We start from the raw sequence: 18523 nt of genomic DNA on the forward strand, positions 1-18523 counted from the left end.
ATTTATATCAAAACATGGTGGATAGCATGGAGTTGGCGGAAATGATTAAGGAGAAGGTTGAAAATGCAGAGTTACCACTCTCATTAAAAGAGGAATTGGTAGAGAAACTTGTAAAAGAAAATATAACAGATGAAAAAATCATTGATGAAATTATTGAAGAGACAGTTAAGGCATACAAAAGAACACTTGTTGAACCAGGGGAAGCGGTTGGGGTTGTTGCAGCACAGTCCATTGGTGAGCCAGGTACTCAGATGTCTTTGCCTTATGAAGAAAGAATAATAATCAAAGAAGGGGAATTTATAAAAGGCATTGAAATTGGAAAGTTAGTTGATGAAATGATTGAAAACTATGGGTTTGAGAAAATTGGAAATAGTGAGGTTTGTGATTTGCCAATAGATATTTATGTTCCAAGTTTAGACCAGGATGAGAAAATACGCTGGAAGAGGATAATAAGTTGTATAAGACATAAGCATAATGGAAAATTAATCAAATTAAAGACAAAATCAGGTAGGAAGATAACTGCAACCCCATACCACTCATTTGTTATAAGGAAAGATAACAAAATAGTTCCAGTTAAAGGTAGTGAGTTGAATGTTGGAGATAGAATCCCAGTTGTAAAGCATATTCCAGCAAACTGTGTTGAGGCAATAAATATCTCCGACTATGTTTCTGGAAACTATGTTATAGATGAACTTAACAACAAAATAACTCCAAAAATAAATGGAAAATCCATTCCAAACAACATAAAATTAGATTACGACTTTGGTTATTTCATTGGAATGTATTTGGCAGAAGGTTCATTAACCAAATACTTTGTTTCAATTTCAAATGTTGATGAAAATGTTTTAAATAAAATTAAGGTATTTGCAGATAGATTTAACCTGAACTATGGAGAATATGACAACAATAGCGGATTTGCTGAAAGTCATGACATAAGGATTTATTCATCAACATTGGTGGAGTTCTTATCTAACTTTGGAACTTCCTCAAAAACCAAAAAAATATCTGACTTTGTGTTTGGAGCAAATAAGGAGTTTGTTAGGGGTTTGCTTAGGGGATACTTTGATGGGGATGGAAACGTAAATGCAGAGAGAAGGGTTATAAGAATCTCCTCGAATTCAAAAGAGTTGATTGATGGAATTGCTATATTGTTGGCAAGATTCAACATCTTTAGTATAAAAACAAAAATAAAAGAGCAATTTGGATTAATAATTCCACATAGATATGCAAAGATCTTCTATGAGGAAATTAACTTTACAGTAGAGAAGAAAAGAAATGCTTTAGAGAAACTTGTAAATGCATTGGATGATGAAAAAACCTATGATTCAATTGATATGATTCCTTCAATTGGAGATGCACTAACAAAATTGGGAGAAAAAGTTAATTATCCAAAAGAAATTTTAAAGAAATTTGAAAAGACCCAAAAAATTGGAAGAGGGACTTTAAAGAGGCATTTAAATAAAATGAAAGAACTTGCAATTGAAAAAGGCGTAAACTTAGAGAAAATGGAAGAATATTATTTATTAAATAAGGCAGTTGAAGGAGATGTTGTCTGGGATGAGATTGTTGAAATTGAAGAAATAGTTTATGGTAAAGAATATGTCTATGATATAAGTGTCGAGGGATTGGAGACATTTACAACCTTTGATGGAATTTTAACTCACAACACAATGAGAACGTTCCACTATGCAGGGGTCGCGGAACTTAACGTTACTCTTGGTTTGCCAAGGATGATTGAGATTGTCGATGCAAGAAAAGAGCCATCAACACCAATGATGACAATTTATTTGGAAGAGGGTTATAGATACGATAGAGAAAAGGCAGAGAAAGTTGCAAAAGAAATTGAAAGTACAACCATAGATACAGTTTCTAAAAGTGTCAGTATTGATTTGATAAGGGAATGCATTACTATTGAGTTGGATGAAAATAGATTGAGAAGTAGGGATTTGACCATAGATGATGTCGTTGAGGCAATCAAAAAGAAATTAAAATTAAAAATTGATGTTGAAGGAAATAGATTATACTTAAAAATAAAAAATCCATCGTTAAAGAATCTAAGAAAGAGGTTGCCAAAAGTTAGGGCTGTGCAGTTGAAAGGCGTGCCAAATATCGAGAGGGTAATAATTAAGAAGGAAGGGGATGAGTACGTTCTCTATAGTGAGGGTTCAAACTTAAAAGAGGTCTTTAAAATTGAAGGTGTTGATATAACAAGAACAACAACAAACAACATTATAGAGATTCAAGAAGTCCTTGGAATTGAGGCAGCAAGAAACGCAATTATAAACGAAATGAAATCAACCTTGGATGATCAGGGTCTTGATGTTGATATCAGACACTTAATGCTTGTTGCAGATATCATGACAGCAGATGGGGAAGTTAAGCCAATAGGTAGGCACGGAGTTGGTGGAGAGAAGGCATCTGTTTTGGCAAGGGCTGCATTCGAGGAGACAGTTAAGCATTTATATACTGCAGCGATTAGGGGTTATAAGGATGAGTTGAAGGGTGTTATTGAAAACGTTATTGTGGGTAAGCCAATCTACTTAGGAACTGGATGTGTTAAGTTGTATATTGATAGGGATTATGAGGAGGGTAAAAGTATAAATACTACTAACTTGAATAATAAGGTTGCTGAAGATGAAGACAACTAATATATTTTGAACTTTTTTTATTTTTCATATATATTTTAAATTGATTGTTTAAACACTTTTTGCTGTTTTAAAACGATAATTCAAAAAATTATGCAAAAAGTATAAAAATAACTTTGAACTATTATAATCAACACATTCAAAAAAGCAAAAACATCTTGGAGGAAAAACCTCCGGAGTAAAAAATGAGAAGGAGGAGTGAAAATGGATGTAAACAAAGCAATTAGAACTGCAGTTGATACTGGAAAGGTCATATTGGGTTCAAAAAGAACGGTAAAGTTTATAAAACACGGAGAAGGTAAGTTGGTTATTATTGCTGGCAACTGCCCAAAAGACCTTGAAGAAGATGTAAAATACTATGCAAAACTTTCAGATATACCAATCTACACCCACAAAGCTACATCATTAGAGTTAGGGGCTATCTGTGGAAAACCTTTCCCAGTTGCTGCACTCCTTGTTCTTGAAGAAGGGAACTCGAACATAATGAACTTAATAAAAGAAGGAGATTCAGGTGATATTTAATGAAAGTTAGGTTGACGACAGATGAAATCATGAAGATTGGCTATTTTGAAAAATTAAGTGGTGCAACCGTTCTTGATTGTATTTGTGATGATGAAAGGATTGTGTTTGTTGTTAAAGAAGGGGATATGGGTGCAGCAATTGGGAAAGGCGGAGAAAACGTAAAGACTGCTATGGAAAAATTTGGTAAAAAAATTGATGTTATAGAATACTCATCAAATCTCAAAAAATTCATTAGAAATATATTTGCCCCAATAGAATTGGAAGATGTTTGGTTTAAGAAAGTTAAAGGGGATTTAATAGCATATATAAGAATAAATCCTAAATTTAGAAGGACAGTTATTGGAAACAGAGGAAAGAACATTGAAAGGGCTGTGGAAATTGCAAAAAGACACACTGACATAAAGAATATAAGGGTCATTGTGGGAAGTAGAAGGAAGCCATTCAAAAAAAGATTCAGCGGCAAAAAAGTACCTAAAGATGTAGATAAAGAATCAGCAAAAGTTGTTGAAGCAACTAAAACTGAAAAAACAAACGAACAACAAACTGAAACTAATACAGGGGAAAATCAATAAATATTAAACAAAAAAATATTAAACAAATCTAACCTAAAAATAAAAAACTTATAAAATGGTGAGAAGATGTCAGGGAGTAAATCACCAAGAGGGGAATTTGCTGGAAGAAAGTTGAGATTAAAAAGAAAAAAATGTAGATGGCACGACTACAACTACGTTAAAAGAGTATTGAGATTAAAGCAAAAATACGACCCGTTAGAAGGAGCACCAATGGCAAGAGGAATCGTTATTGAAAAAGTTGGTTTAGAGGCAAAGCAGCCAAACTCTGCTATTAGGAAGTGTGTTAGAGTTCAGTTAATCAAAAATGGTAGAGTTGTTACAGCATTCTGTCCAGGAAATCATGCTATAAACTTCATTGATGAGCACGATGAGGTTATTATTGAAGGTATTGGTGGGCCAAAAGGGCCAAGAGCAAAAGGGGACATTCCAGGGGTTAAATATAAGGTTATCATGGTCGGTAAGAACTCATTAAGAGAACTCGTTAGAGGAAGACAAGAAAAAGTTAAAAGATAAATTTGAGGTGAGATATTGGAAGAAATTAAAATATTCGGTAAATGGGATCCTACAGAAGTTGTTGTTAAAGACCCAAGTTTGAGAAGATATGTAAACTTGACACCGGTTTATGTTCCGCATTCAGGAGGTAGGTTCACAAAGAAACAATTTGATAAAGCAAAGATGAGTATTGTTGAAAGATTGGCAAACAAAGTAATGAGGAAGGAAGCAAACACGGGGAAAAAACTCAAAGCATTGCAGATTGTTGAAGAGGCATTTGAAATTATTGAAAAGAGAACAAAACAAAACCCAATCCAAGTTTTAGTTGATGCCTTAGAAAATGCCGGCCCAAGAGAGGAAACAACAAGAATCTCTTACGGTGGAATTACATACTTGCAATCCGTTGACTCATCACCATCAAGAAGATTGGATATTGCTTTGAGAAATATCGCTTTAGGAGCATGGCAAACATCACACAAAAACAAAAAGAGCATTGCAGAATGCTTAGCAGATGAGATTATTGCTGCTGCAAAAGCAGACATTCAAAGAAGTTTCGCTGTCAGGAAAAAAGAAGAGACAGAGAGAGTTGCTCAATCTGCAAGATAATTTTCCCAACTACAATTTTTCAATTAACTCTTTTATTTCAAAAATAAAAATTTAAAAATAAACCCAAAACACAAAAATGTGAGGATGAGATTATGGGTAGAAGGGCAAAGATGATTGAAAAAATTAAGACCTTGATGGAACAACACGAGAGAATTAGGAACATTGGTATCTGTGCTCACATTGACCACGGTAAGACAACATTATCAGATAACTTGTTAGCAGGAGCAGGAATGATTTCAAAAGATTTAGCAGGAGAGCAATTAGCATTAGACTTTGATGAGGAAGAGGCACAAAGAGGTATTACAATTTACGCTGCAAACGTTTCAATGGTTCACCAGTATGATGGTAAGGATTATTTAATTAACTTAATCGATACTCCTGGGCACGTTGATTTTGGTGGGGACGTTACAAGAGCAATGAGGGCAATTGATGGAACAATTGTTGTTGTTTGTGCAGTAGAAGGGGTTATGCCACAAACAGAGACAGTTTTAAGGCAGGCATTGAGAGAAAAAGTAAAACCTGTCTTATTCATCAACAAAGTTGATAGGTTAATCAACGAGTTAAAATTAACACCAGAAGAATTGCAAAACAGATTCATGAAGATAATTGCTGATGTAAATAACTTAATTAGAAAAATGGCTCCAGAAGAATTTAAAGACAAATGGGTCGTCAACGTCATGAATGGAAGTGTTGCATTTGGTTCAGCATACAACAACTGGGCAATTTCAGTCCCATACATGCAAAAGAGTGGAATAACATTTAAGGATATTATTGAATACTGTGAAAAGGAAAATCAAAAAGAACTTGCTGAGAGAGCACCATTGCATGAAGTTGTTTTAGATATGGTTATTAAGCACTTGCCAAACCCAGTTGAGGCACAAAAATACAGAATTCCAAATATCTGGAAGGGAGATCTTGATTCAGAAATTGGTAAGGCAATGCTCAATTGTGATCCAAACGGTCCATTGGCAGGAGTCATTACAAAAATTATCATGGACAGACACGCTGGACCTGTTTCAGCATGTAGGTTGTTTAGTGGTAGGTTAAAGCAAGGAGATGAAATTTATCTCGTATCATCAAAATCAAAAGCAAGAGCACAGCAAGTTGCAGTCTTCATGGGAGCAGAAAGAATACAGGTAAACAGCATTTCAGCAGGTAACATTTGTGCTATTGTTGGATTGAAAGAGGCAATAGCAGGAGAAACAATCTGTTCACCAAGTAGTATAATTGAGCCACCATTTGAGGCAATTACCCACGTCAGTGAGCCAGTCATTACAGTTGCTATTGAACCAAAGAACAACAAGGACTTGCCAAAATTAATTGAAGTTTTAAGGCAAATAGCAAGGGAGGACAACACAGTAAAAGTTGAAATTAACGAGGAAACTGGGGAATACTTAATCAGCGGTATGGGAGAATTGCACATTGAAGTTATTACAAAGACAAAGATTGGAAGAGATGCAGGAATTGAGGTTGAAGTGGGTAATCCAATTGTTGTTTACAGAGAAACAGTAACTGGGCAATCACCAATGATAGAAGGTAAATCACCAAACAAACACAACAAACTCTACTTCGTTGTTGAACCATTAGAAGAGAGTGTTTTACAAGCATACAAAGAAGGTAAACTCAAAGATGAGGACTTCAAGAAGAAAACACCACAAGAAGTTGAAAAGGTATTGGTTGAAGCAGGTTTGGATAAAGAAGAGGCAAAAAGAGTAATGTCCATCTATGAAGGAAACATGTTAATCAACATGACAAGAGGTATCATTCACTTAGATGAATCCAGAGAGTTAATTATACAAGGGTTCAAAGAGGCTGTAAGAAACGGACCATTGGCAGCAGAGAAATGTCAAGGAGTTAAAGTTAAGTTAGTAGATGCAGTATTCCATGAAGATGCAATCCACAGAGGTCCTGCTCAGTTAATCCCAGCAGTAAGGTTTGGTATCAGAGATGCCATAATGGAAGCAAAACCTGTCTTATTGGAGCCAATGCAAATGGTATTCATCAGTACCCCACAGGACTACATGGGAGATGCAATAAGAGAAATCAGCAACAGAAGAGGACAAATCTTAGATATGGAGCAAGAAGGAGATATGGCAATTATCAAAGCAAAATGTCCAGTTGCAGAGATGTTTGGATTTGCTGGGGCAATTAGGGGAGCAACTCAAGGTAGGTGTCTCTGGAGTATAGAGTTTGCTGGATTTGAGAAGGTTCCACCTGAATTGCAAGACCAACTAATAAAACAGATAAGGGAAAGAAAGGGATTAAAAGTTGAATAATGGCAAAGTAGGTCGTTGCGTTATAATTGACTAAAACTTAAGTGAAAATCGCCCTTTCAAAAATTTTACAATTCTCAAATAAACAATAAAAATTCCGCAAAACAGCCAATTGCCTCACCATAAAATATATATACCACTTCCTACTATTCACTATTTACCAAATTTTTCCGAATGATAAAATTATTTTCTAATTTTGTGAACTGTTAATTATAATTTTAGTACAATAATAAAAGCAAAAAATATTAAAAATAAAAAATGGAGGTTGTGAAATATGGCAAAACAAAAGCCAGTATTGAACGTTGCATTTATTGGGCACGTTGACGCTGGGAAATCAACAACAATTGGAAGACTTTTATTCGACAGTGGAGCAATTGACCCACAAGTTTTGGAAAGGTTGAAAAGAGAAGCTGCAGAAAAAGGTAAGGCAGGATTCGAGTTTGCTTACGTTATGGATGGTTTAAAAGAAGAGAGAGAAAGAGGAGTTACAATCGACATTGCTCACAAAAAATTCGAAACTCCAAAATACGAAATTACAATTGTCGACTGTCCTGGTCACAGAGACTTCATTAAAAACATGATTACAGGAGCATCACAAGCAGACGCTGCTGTTTTAGTTGTTGACGTAAACGACCACAAAACAGGTATTCAACCACAAACAAGAGAACACATGTTCTTAGCAAGAACATTAGGTATTAACCAAATTGCAGTTGCAATCAACAAAATGGATACAGTAGATTACAGCCAAGAGGCTTATGAAGCAATGAAAAAATTAATCTCAGACCAATTATTAAAAATCTTAGGTTACAACCCAGATGCAATTGACTTCATTCCAGTTGCTTCATACCACGGAGACAACGTTGTTAAGAAATCAGACAAAACACCATGGTACAATGGACCAACATTAGTTGAAGCATTAGACAAATTCAACCCACCACAAAAACCAACAAACTTGCCATTAAGAATCCCAATCCAAGATGTCTACTCAATTACAGGGGTAGGTACAGTTCCTGTTGGTAGAGTAGAAACAGGAGTTATGAAACCAGGAGACAAAGTTGTATTTGAACCAGCAGGAGTTCAAGGAGAAGTTAAATCCATCGAGATGCACCACGAACAAATCGCACAAGCAGAACCAGGAGACAACATTGGTTTCAACGTAAGAGGTGTCAGTAAGAAAGACATTAAGAGAGGAGACGTTTGTGGACACCCAGACAACCCACCAACAGTTGCAGATGAGTTCACAGCACAAATTGTTGTCTTACAGCACCCATCAGTTATTACAGTTGGTTACACACCTGTATTCCACGCACACACAGCACAAGTTGCATGTACATTCATAGAAATTATGAAAAAATTAAACCCAGCAACTGGTGAAGTTTTAGAAGAAAACCCAGACTTCATTAAAGCAGGAGATGCTGCAATCATTAAAGTTAAGCCAACAAAACCAATGGTCATTGAAAACGTAAAAGAAATTCCACAACTCGGAAGATTCGCTATCAGAGATATGGGTATGACAATTGCAGCAGGTATGGCTATAGATGTTAAAGCAAAAAACAAATAAATTAACTAACTAATTTCTTTTTTTATTTTTTTATACCAATTCTTTTTTTAAATACATTAAAAATAAAAGAGGGAAGAGTATGCAAAAAGCAAGGATAAAATTAAGCAGTACAAACCACAAAGAATTGGATGAAGTTTGTAGGCAAATAAAACAAATTGCAGAAAAAACAGGAGTAGATATTTCAGGACCGATTCCATTACCAACAAAGATATTAAAAATAGTAACAAGAAAAGCACCAGATGGAGAAGGTTCTGAAACATATGAAAGATGGTACATGAGAATCCACAAAAGATTAATTGACATTGAAGCAGATGAGAGAACATTAAGACACATAATGAAAGTTAAAATACCAGATTCAGTCCAAATAGAGATTCAGTTTAAATAGGCTTTTTTAGATGTTTAATTTTGCAAAAGCTCACTAACGGTTGCAATCCAATTGGGGATTGCAACGACTTTCTTTTTTTGATTATTTTATGCATTTTCTTAATAACCTGTAAATTAGAGGGTCATTCTTTTATTTTAAATATTAATATGATATATTTGAATATTTAATATAATGATTTACTTTAATTAACTTTTCTTTGAGCATACAACATACCGCAATATTTATATATATAGTGGTGGATAATTTGTCATTAATTATAATGATAAATTTTGTGATTTGGTGGGATTATGGAGCTCCAAATAGTATCATTTATAACCGCAGGGGTGTTAATAGTTATTGGTTTATATGGCGTTTTTTTTGTTGATAATGTTATTAAAAAGATTATTGCTTTATCTGCAATGGGTAATGGAGTTAATTTGGTTTTAATTGCGATGGGTTATAACGGAGGAGTAGTTCCAATAAAACTTCCAAATATGCCTCTTGAGGTTTTCGCATCAAAGAGTGCCTATCCATTGCCACAAGCACTGGTTTTGACAAATATCGTCATTGAAGCATCGATGTTAGCCATTATGCTGGCTCTTTCAATGGTTCTATACAAAAAATACAAAACACTCAGGGCATCAGTAATTTTAAAGGAAGATTAAAAGGTGGAAATGATGAACTTTTTACCATTAATTGTGGTATTTCCACTAATGATGGCAATAATATTGAATTATTTACATGGGAAAGATAAAGTTGTTAGATTTTTGACTTTTTTGGTAGCGTTGGCTTTAATTATTCTTCCATTCATTGGCGAGTATGGATTCTACTACTTTAGTGGACATGGTATTGAGAATGGCTTAATATCTGGTATTGCATATCTATTCAACCAAACAAAGCAAGTTATAATCTTTACTTTAATGCTTATTGGTTCATTGGTTTTGATAACAGGAATGGGAGAAAAGCATGCAAATGGGATGTTCACTGCTTTAACGTTGATGGGATTGGCGAGTGTTTCTGCTGTTGTTTTATCGGATGATTTATTTAACTTGTATGTATTTTATGAAATAGCGGCAATTGCTCAAACGGGATTGGTTATTGCCTCTGGAACAGAGAGGGCATATAAGGCTGCATTTAGATACATGCTTATGGGTTGTGTCGCTGGGAGTTTGTTGCTATTAGGTGTTGCCTTCCTATTATCTGCAACAGGAACTTTAAACATAACTGACATGAGAAATGCCCTATTAAACGCAAACCCTATGATTTATGGTGGATTGTTAATGCTTGTTATTGGTCTAACTTATGGTTCAGGTCTTCCACCATTCCACACAGTTAAGGCAGATTTATATGCAAGGGCAAAACCATTCATCGCCGCTATGTTGCAAACCTATTCAAAATTTGTCCTCGTTGCAATGATGCTTGTTCTATTAAAGTTATTCTATGGATTACCTTACTTCACCACCACACATGGGGCTTTGATTGCATTATCGATATTTGGAATGGTGTTTGGAGTTGTAATGGCATTGATGCAGAGTGATTATAGAAAACTTTTAGCATATCACGCAATAAGTCAAGGGGGTTATGTTGCTGCTGGATTGGCATTGGGAACTCCATTGGGAATTGTTGCTGGAATTTTCCATGCGATAAACCACGTTATTTATAAAAGTGCCTTGTTTTTAGGAGCATACATTGTTCACAAAAAGAAAGGAAGCAATTTGGCAAAGTTAGGGGGATTATTACCTTTAATGCCCTCTGTTGCGTTTATGGTTTTGTGTGCAAAACTTGCAATTAGTGGGGTACCCCCATTCAATGGATTTCAAAGCAAGTGGATGTTAGCCCAAGCGGCCATGCAAGTGAATATGCCAGAATTGGCAATAATTATGATAATTGTAAGTATAGGGACGTTTGTTTCCATGATGAAGGCATTTTATCTAATCTATCTAAAACCATGCAGTGAGGAGCAAATAAACGAATACAAAAGCAGAGAGGTTTCAAAACTTGCAATATTCTCATTAGGGATTTTAACCTTCCTATGCATATTATTGGGGATTTATCCGGATATTGTGGTTGAGAAACTTTATCCTTACGCCTATGAAATTGGAAGGACTTGGGCATTGAAATGAGGTGGTCGCATTGAAAACAATAGAAACCAAAGATATCAAACTTAAAAAGGTTATAACAAAAACTGGTGCTGAACTCTATGTAATTGAACTCTCAAAAAATCATTTCTTCATTGAACAGAACCTATTAAAAAAATCAAAATATGGGGAGGCATATAGAAAATTAAAAGAAAAATATCCTGAATTTTACATGTTTTGGGAGATAAAAAACAACAAATACACAGGAAAACTCTTAGCAGGATCTATTCTTGAAAAGAAGGATATTGATGAATTTATTACTGAAATACTAAAAAGTGAGGACTATAAGAAATATGAGGATGTTAAGGATGAGATTGAGGATTATTAATTTTAAAATTAGGTGGGAAAATGAGTTATGACAAATTCCAAAGAGAAATGGAAAAGAATGCCCATGGTGATGGAATCTCTGTCGGAGCAGGATGGACAGGGGAGTTTACACTTTATGGATTCTTTATTATTACTGCATTTTTGTTGGGAAGGATATTTGGGAAGGTTCCACTGGTTTTGTTTGGACTTATGGTTATGGAAATTTTGATATCTTTCTCACCAACAATATTTGCATTTGAGAAGGAAAATTCCAATGCAATAAACTATCAATTATTCTGGCTTTCAGTTTTCTGCGGAATTTTGGCATTGGTGATTTACTTTGCATAAAATGTTGATGAGGGATATTATGGGCTTAAGGAGAGAACTTGCTGTTTCATTGTCATTCATATTCTTTGGAGCATCGATAGTCTATTCATTATATCACATGGAAGTTGTTAGTGGAGTTAATTACATCTATACTCACACGTACATCGTCCCAAACTTGGTAACTGCAGTATTGTTTGATTGGAGAGCGTTTGATACACTTGGAGAGGCGTTGATACTGGTTACTTCAGTTCTCGTTACTGGAATGGTGTTTGGGAAAGGCCTTTACAATTATAAGTTCTTAAAAGATGTTTACCATGCTCCAGAGGGTGATGATTATTTAACCTTAAGCAAATGGGAAGAGTTCACTCCAATAATAAGAACCTTGGCACTACCTATGAGTATATTCCTCATGGCACTTGGGATTGTAATTATCTTGGGTGGACACATAACACCTGGAGGAGGTTTCCAAGGAGGATCTTTAATAGCAGCGGCTTATATATTAAGCATCGTCTCATTTGGTTCAAAAAGTCCATTGTGGTTTAAACATAAGTTCCTTGAAAAACTTGAGACCTTTGGGGCTTTGATGTTTATGATACTTGGTTTAGTGGGGATGGTTGTTAGTGGGTACTATCTATTTAATTTCAATGATTTATTTGGATTTGCAGTATTTCCATCACCAGTTGAATTACAAAAAGCAGGAATAATCCCATACTTAAACATAAGTGTTGGTTTAAAGGTTCTTGCAGGTTTATCAACATTAACCTTCCTATTAACATGTGAAAAAGTGATTATTGAGAAGATTATGGACAAATAAAATAAAAAAATAGGTGTTAAAATGGACGCTAACTTATATTTCGCACCGAAACTTTAAAAAAGTTTCATCAAAGGAATAGGATACCTCGTTTCACTCGGTATCCTCTTATAGATTTTTAAGAAACAATAATTTCTGCGGGTGTTAAAATGGACGCTAACTTATATTTCGCACCAATCGTTGGATTTTTAATTGGGATGGTTCTTGGAACTAAGTTTAGGGAAAAAATAAAGGTAATTTCATTTTATTTAATTGTTGGAGGAATAATGGCGTATTTTTTAAAACCGCTCCCCTATTATAACTTCCCAGTGCCATCATCTCTAACATACTTTTTGTCAATTCTTGGAATAATTGTAGGAAATCTCTTATTTGGGGGAAAGTGGGTAGAATAAAATTTTGGTGATATGGATGATAATAACCATTTTAGAAAAATGCAGATCTGAGGAAAAATGTGAAGCATGTCCATTTAAAACCAAATCAAAGTGTATGGAAGTTTGCCCCACGGATGCTATAATGTTATTAGATAACAAAGCATTTTCATGTATAACTTGTGGAACTTGTGCAAGGGAATGCCCTAACAATGCCATAAGGAAGAATGAGTTTGGTGGCTACTACGTTGATAGGAAGAGATGCACAGGATGTGGAATTTGTGCAAATGTCTGTCCAATTGGCATTATAAAAATGGTGGAAAAAGAGGGTAAAAAATTCCCAATGGGCATTTGTATAATGTGCGATTTGTGTGTTGAGGCATGTCCATACAATGCAAGAGTTTCAGGAATTGAATGTATCGATTTAAAGAGAACTGCCTATGCTGAGAAGTATGCAACAAGAATCTTCAATATCATTAAAATTATAAAAAAAGAAGAAATTGAAGAAATTAATGTAGAATGCGAAACAAAAAACAAAAAGGTTAGAGTTTCAATCAAAATTGATAAAGAAAAATGCATTGGCTGTGGGAAATGCTCCTATCTCTGCCCAAGAGAAACCATAATCCCAAACAAAGATGTCGATGCATGCACATTTTGCAATATTTGTGGAGATGTTTGTCCAAACAACGCTATAGAAAATGGGATAATTAAAGAGGATGGAAATTGTGTTTTATGCCTTAAATGTATAAACTCCTGCCCAAAAGATGCATTGAAGGTTGAGAATTTCAAAGTTGTTAAAATAAAGGAAGATAAAAGGATAAATTCACTTAGACATTGTATAAATTGTGGTCTCTGCGTTGACAACTGTCCATCTGGGGCTTTAAAAAATGAAAATGGAAAAATTTTATATGATGCCTCAATCTGCTGGAAGTGTAATAAATGTGTCGATGTTTGCCCACAAAATGTTAGAATTAATAGAGGAGATTACATTTCAGGAGGATGTTCCCTTTGTGGAATTTGTATAGATGTTTGCCCAGAAAAAGCCATAAAAATTGAAGAAATTGAATGGGAAAATATTAAAGATGGGAATTGTATAACCTGCGGAACATGTGCAAATGTCTGCCCAAACGATACCATAACAGTTAAAATAAATAGTAAAGAAATCATCTTCAACAACAACTGCATTATGTGTGAAACCTGCTCCATTTACTGCCCAAGGGATATACTACCAAATACCACCGGATATAAAAAGGTAGTTGATAGAGAAAATTCATTCATTAGGACGGATTTTGCATTCTGCACAAGATGTGGTTTATGCACAAAAATCTGCCCAAACGATGCTATTAAAGATGGAGAGATTGATATTGAAAAATGTGAGTTCTGCTCCGCCTGTGCAAATATTTGTCCAACACACGCTATCTATATCTATAGAACTTGGGTTGAGAAAGAGTAATAATGGTCTTTTGAGGGGTTATTATGGAAGAGAAGATGCTAAAAAACTTGGCAAAAATATTCATTACTGGAATCTACGAGAATCTTGAAAGGATTTTGTTTGGCAAGGATAGATGTACTTCAATAGAAATGAGGAATGAAATATTAAAAGGCATTAAATTACCAAGGACAGTTTTTGAAGAACTTTGCATTGGTTGTGGAGGTTGTGCAAACGCATGTCCAACAAAGGCAATTGAGATGGTTCCAATTGAGCCGGTTAAGATAACTGAATACTATACAAAAGACAAAATCCCAAAAATAGAACCTGAAAAATGCGTTTATTGCTTGTATTGCCATGATTTTTGTCCAGTATTTGCTGTGTTTAATGAAATCTCCCCAATACATCCAAGACATGTGGGGGATGAATGTGTTGAGGTTGATTTGTCCCAAGTTTTAAAAAAGCCAGTTGAGATTAGTGAAGAACACATAAGAAAAATTGCTAAGATGCTTTCTATAAACCTGAGTCGCATTCTTATGAAATAGGGGGTTTTAATGCTTATAGATATTTGCGATGAGATTATTGAAGAAGAGGAAGGAGAGGTTAAAGATTTCGCCCATATCATAAAATTAACCTATCTGAATGAATTTGAACAATTTGAAAAAGAAGAAAAGGCGAAACTAAAAAAACTAAATATAAAAGAAGAGAATGGATTGTTATTTTATGGAAAAGATTATCCTATTTTTAGATCTCTTTGCTATTTTAATGAAGTTCCGATTTTTAGAAAAGAAAAAGATGCTATCGTATTTTTAAATAGGATTGGAATTGATCCCAATAGGACTTTAAAATCATTGAGTTTTGAGGAAAAGAAAAAATTGGGGAATGAATTTTTAAACAAAGCGTTAATGCATGTTCCCAAAGAATACTCAAAATACCTCCCCAGTGTAGTTTTTGGAAAGGAGTATTATTTTAAAGGCATTGAGTTGAGAGAGTATGTTTCTTCTTTAAATGGTCTTTACAAGATTGGAAAAAAACGAAAAGTTAAAAATTTAATTGTTAATATGGAAACTCCCCATAAGAGCGATATCAAAAAATATAAAAAGGAAGTAGCAAAAAGAATAATGATATTTAAAAAGAAATTAAATGATGAATATAGAATAAGTTATTTTAGTTTGAATTTTAAGGGCAGGAAATTTTTGTGTCAATATATTTACATAAAGCAATCCGTTTGGGATTTTATTAAAGGATTCTTTGGAGAAGGAATTGAGTTGAAATACTACCCTACTCTGATTAATATTGCCTATTCCTCAGATAAAGTTGATTTTTTAAAACCATTGTTTATTTTTGTTGATAAAAAAGATGTATCTGTCTATGCAAAGGTTCCTAAGTTGATATATTTAAAAGATGGATTAACATTAAACCATCTAAATTTAAAAGGGAAACATATATATTTTGGTATTTGGGATGAGGATTTTTGGAAAATCCTTGAGAGGGATACCTATGAAAAAAATTGTACTGATGTTGATAATCTTTCTAATTATGGGTAATGTTTTTGGATACTACTTTGGGTACATAAAAGTCAGTGGGAGTAATCCGCTATATGAAAAGGAATTCGATATTGAAAAGGTTGGAAACTACACTTACTATCTTAATTTTGTTCATTACGGAAATATAAATGAAAGTATGGAAATAAATATTTATTTAAATGGTGATTTAGTTTATAAGATTGATGACTCCAACGATGCATTTCCTGCAAATAAGAAAAATACCTCTGTTGATGTAACAAGTTACTTAAAAGATGGAAAAAATGTTTTAAAAGTTGAAGGGATAAACTTAACTGGAAGATATTATGTCTTAGATGATACTCAAATAATTGAGCCAATTAAAACACCAATAACACCTAAATCAATACTCACTATTCTTTTGATTCTTACCTACATATTATATGTTAGAAAATAAAAAAACTTTTTTTTATTTTTTCGATTTTGGTGGTATTTATGAATATAAAGGAGTATTATGTTGATAAATTTATAAAATTGATAGAAAAAGAAAGAAAATATGAGATGGATTTTCATAGGAAAGAAATAGAGAAACTTGGAGATAAAAGGGAAGATGTTGGAAGAGCAATATTAAATTTAAAAGGTAGAAAACTTAGAGAAGAACTTGGAAGTGTAATTGTTAGATATGGGAGAAAAAAGCCATTTAAGAGGTTGGAAATATCTGTTGGAGATGTGGTTTTAGTAAGCAAGGGAAATCCATTGCATAGTGATTTATTTGGAAATGTTGTGGAGATTGGAAAGAACTTCATAGATATAGCGTTTGATGAGGAGATACCAAAATGGGCATACAAGGACGTTAGGATTGATTTGTATGTTAATGATATAACCTTCAAAAGAATGAAAAAAGCACTAAATAAATTTAGAGAAATTGATAATAGGTTAATTGGGATTATTTTGGGTATTGATGAGTCAAGGATGGGAAAAGAAGTTAAAATAGGGTTTTTTGATAAAAGTTTAAATGAATCACAAAAAAATGCAGTGATAAATGCATTAAGGGCAATGGATTTATATTTAATCCACGGCCCCCCAGGAACTGGGAAAACGAGAACTATAACAGAGGTTATAGTGCAAGAATGCATGAGGAAGAATAAAGTTTTAGCAACAGCAGATTCAAACATAGCAGCAGACAACATATTGAGTAACCTATCAAAATATAAGAACATAAACGTTGTAAGGATTGGACATCCAACAAGGATTTCAAAGAATTTAATAGAGCATTCTTTATTTTATATGGTAGAGAAGCATGAGAAATACAAAGCCATTAAAAAAATAAAAGAAGATATGATAGGATTGATGGATGAGAGGGATAAGCATAAAAAACCAACACCGAGATGGAGAAGGGGGATGAGTGATGATGAAATAGTTATATTTTCAAAATTAAACAAAGACATTAGGGGAATTCCAAGGGATATTCTTAAAAGTATGGCAAAATGGATAAAAACAAATGAAAAAATAAAAAAACTAAGAGAAAAGATGAAAAAAATTGAGGATGAAATAATAAAAGAAACCATAAGAAAGGCAGATGTAGTTGTTGCCACAAATTCCATGGCTGGATGTGATTTTTTAGAGGAGTTTGAGTTTGATGTGTGTGTTATAGATGAGGGAAGTCAGTCAATGGAACCATCTGCCTTAATACCAATTGTAAAGTCAAAAAAACTCATAATGGCAGGAGATCATAAGCAACTTCCGCCAACAGTTTTAAGTGAGGATGAGGAGTTAAAAAAGACATTATTTGAGAGGTTAATAAAAACTTATCCAAATTTCTCAAGTATTTTAGAGATTCAATATAGGATGAATGAAAAGATCATGAAGTTTCCAAATAAGGCATTTTATGACAACAAGTTGAAAGCCCATAAATCAGTAGAATCCCACACAATATTCGATTTAATAGACGTTGAGGTTGATGAAGAAGACAAATTTATCATAAATGAAGAACCAATTGTATTTATTGATGTTAAAGGAAAGGAGAAGAGGGATAAGGACTCAACATCATACTACAATGAGGAGGAGGCCAAAGTTGTTGCAAAGTTGGTTGGAATATTTAAAAAATACAACATCCCAGTTAGTGTAATAACCCCATATGATGCTCAAGTAAAGTTGATATCAAATTTATGTGATGGAGAAGTTAACACGGTAGATGGTTTTCAGGGGAAAGAAGATGAGGTCATTATAATCTCCTTTGTAAGAACTAAGAAATTTGGATTTTTAGAGGATTTGAGGAGGTTGAATGTTGCTATTACAAGGGCAAAAAGAAAACTCATAATTGTTGGATGTAAGGAACTGCTGAGTCAGGATGAGACGTATAGGGAACTGATAAAATCAGCAAAATTAACTGAGTTTATGGGTTATTAATAACTGACAGTGTGATTACGAGAATCCTTTCTTTATTAGTTCTTTACTACACTCTTTAATCACTTCATAGAATGATAATCCATATTTGTGGCTTAAATATTCTATACAGTTTGATACCATTGCTATAAACCTAACAAACCCAATAATTGCTCTTTTCAGTACGTTAGGTAATTTCCCTCAACATCTAAAATCGATTTA

At 33.9% G+C, this 18523-nt stretch carries 19 protein-coding genes; all 19 read left to right on the plus strand.

The window, feature by feature from the left end:
• Nucleotides 1–26: 26 nt before the first annotated feature.
• The 19 genes from METFODRAFT_RS02900 to METFODRAFT_RS02990 all read left to right on the plus strand — a co-directional run bounded on the left by METFODRAFT_RS02900 (nucleotide 27) and on the right by METFODRAFT_RS02990 (nucleotide 18325).
• Nucleotides 27–2648: a DNA-directed RNA polymerase subunit A'' gene (locus METFODRAFT_RS02900; RefSeq protein ID WP_007044038.1), complete on the plus strand. Its 2622-nt coding sequence runs from the start codon at nucleotides 27–29 to the stop codon at nucleotides 2646–2648.
• A 201-nt stretch (nucleotides 2649–2849) separates the two neighbouring features.
• Nucleotides 2850–3167 (plus strand): 50S ribosomal protein L30e, encoded by a 318-nt coding sequence (locus METFODRAFT_RS02905; protein ID WP_007044039.1) that lies wholly within the window; start codon nucleotides 2850–2852, stop codon nucleotides 3165–3167.
• Entirely contained in the window at nucleotides 3167–3739 is a 573-nt protein-coding gene (locus METFODRAFT_RS02910) for a NusA-like transcription termination signal-binding factor (RefSeq protein ID WP_007044040.1), read from the plus strand. Before METFODRAFT_RS02905 ends, METFODRAFT_RS02910 begins: the two co-directional genes overlap by 1 nt.
• A gap of 66 nt (nucleotides 3740–3805) precedes the next feature.
• Nucleotides 3806–4252 carry a 30S ribosomal protein S12 gene (locus METFODRAFT_RS02915; RefSeq protein WP_007044041.1) on the plus strand — a complete coding sequence of 149 codons (447 nt, stop codon included), beginning with the start codon at nucleotides 3806–3808 and terminating at the stop codon, nucleotides 4250–4252.
• A gap of 15 nt (nucleotides 4253–4267) precedes the next feature.
• Nucleotides 4268–4837: a 30S ribosomal protein S7 gene (locus METFODRAFT_RS02920; RefSeq protein ID WP_007044042.1), complete on the plus strand. Its 570-nt coding sequence runs from the start codon at nucleotides 4268–4270 to the stop codon at nucleotides 4835–4837.
• A gap of 92 nt (nucleotides 4838–4929) precedes the next feature.
• Nucleotides 4930–7113 carry an elongation factor EF-2 gene (locus tag METFODRAFT_RS02925; protein ID WP_007044043.1) on the plus strand — a complete coding sequence of 728 codons (2184 nt, stop codon included), beginning with the start codon at nucleotides 4930–4932 and terminating at the stop codon, nucleotides 7111–7113.
• A 271-nt stretch (nucleotides 7114–7384) separates the two neighbouring features.
• Nucleotides 7385–8671 (plus strand): translation elongation factor EF-1 subunit alpha, encoded by a 1287-nt coding sequence (tuf, locus tag METFODRAFT_RS02930; protein WP_007044044.1) that lies wholly within the window; start codon nucleotides 7385–7387, stop codon nucleotides 8669–8671.
• 79 nt (nucleotides 8672–8750) lie between these two features.
• The gene (gene rpsJ, locus METFODRAFT_RS02935) at nucleotides 8751–9056 is read left to right on the plus strand and encodes a 30S ribosomal protein S10 (RefSeq protein ID WP_007044045.1); all 306 of its coding nucleotides are present in this window, start codon (nucleotides 8751–8753) and stop codon (nucleotides 9054–9056) included.
• Between the two features lie 287 nt (nucleotides 9057–9343).
• Nucleotides 9344–9700, plus strand: coding sequence for a cation:proton antiporter subunit C (locus tag METFODRAFT_RS02940; RefSeq protein WP_007044046.1), 357 nt, complete (start codon nucleotides 9344–9346; stop codon nucleotides 9698–9700).
• Between the two features lie 12 nt (nucleotides 9701–9712).
• Nucleotides 9713–11158: an energy conserving hydrogenase EhbF gene (gene ehbF, locus METFODRAFT_RS02945; protein ID WP_007044047.1), complete on the plus strand. Its 1446-nt coding sequence runs from the start codon at nucleotides 9713–9715 to the stop codon at nucleotides 11156–11158.
• 10 nt (nucleotides 11159–11168) lie between these two features.
• Nucleotides 11169–11501, plus strand: a complete 333-nt coding sequence (locus METFODRAFT_RS02950; protein WP_007044048.1) for a DUF7132 family protein — start codon at nucleotides 11169–11171, stop codon at nucleotides 11499–11501.
• 20 nt (nucleotides 11502–11521) lie between these two features.
• Complete coding sequence (locus METFODRAFT_RS02955; RefSeq protein ID WP_007044049.1) at nucleotides 11522–11827, plus strand: hypothetical protein; 306 nt, start codon at nucleotides 11522–11524, stop codon at nucleotides 11825–11827.
• Nucleotides 11828–11846: 19 nt separating this feature from the next.
• Nucleotides 11847–12620: a Na(+)/H(+) antiporter subunit B gene (locus tag METFODRAFT_RS02960; protein ID WP_007044050.1), complete on the plus strand. Its 774-nt coding sequence runs from the start codon at nucleotides 11847–11849 to the stop codon at nucleotides 12618–12620.
• Between the two features lie 146 nt (nucleotides 12621–12766).
• Entirely contained in the window at nucleotides 12767–13009 is a 243-nt protein-coding gene (locus METFODRAFT_RS02965) for a hypothetical protein (protein ID WP_007044051.1), read from the plus strand.
• A gap of 16 nt (nucleotides 13010–13025) precedes the next feature.
• Complete coding sequence (locus METFODRAFT_RS02970; RefSeq protein ID WP_007044052.1) at nucleotides 13026–14438, plus strand: 4Fe-4S binding protein; 1413 nt, start codon at nucleotides 13026–13028, stop codon at nucleotides 14436–14438.
• Nucleotides 14439–14461: 23 nt separating this feature from the next.
• The gene (locus tag METFODRAFT_RS02975; RefSeq protein WP_007044053.1) at nucleotides 14462–14959 is read left to right on the plus strand and encodes a 4Fe-4S binding protein; all 498 of its coding nucleotides are present in this window, start codon (nucleotides 14462–14464) and stop codon (nucleotides 14957–14959) included.
• Between the two features lie 9 nt (nucleotides 14960–14968).
• A complete protein-coding gene (locus METFODRAFT_RS02980; RefSeq protein WP_007044054.1) occupies nucleotides 14969–15961 on the plus strand; it encodes a DHH family phosphoesterase in 993 nt (330 codons plus the stop codon).
• On the plus strand, nucleotides 15915–16373 hold the full coding sequence (locus tag METFODRAFT_RS02985) for a hypothetical protein (protein ID WP_007044055.1): 459 nt from the start codon (nucleotides 15915–15917) through the stop codon (nucleotides 16371–16373). Before METFODRAFT_RS02980 ends, METFODRAFT_RS02985 begins: the two co-directional genes overlap by 47 nt.
• 38 nt (nucleotides 16374–16411) lie before the next feature.
• Entirely contained in the window at nucleotides 16412–18325 is a 1914-nt protein-coding gene (locus METFODRAFT_RS02990; protein WP_007044056.1) for an IGHMBP2 family helicase, read from the plus strand.
• Nucleotides 18326–18523: the final 198 nt, after the last annotated feature.

The sequence above is a fragment of the Methanotorris formicicus Mc-S-70 genome (assembly GCF_000243455.1).
Taxonomy (GTDB): Archaea; AGJL01; Methanococci; order Methanococcales; family Methanococcaceae; genus Methanotorris; species Methanotorris formicicus.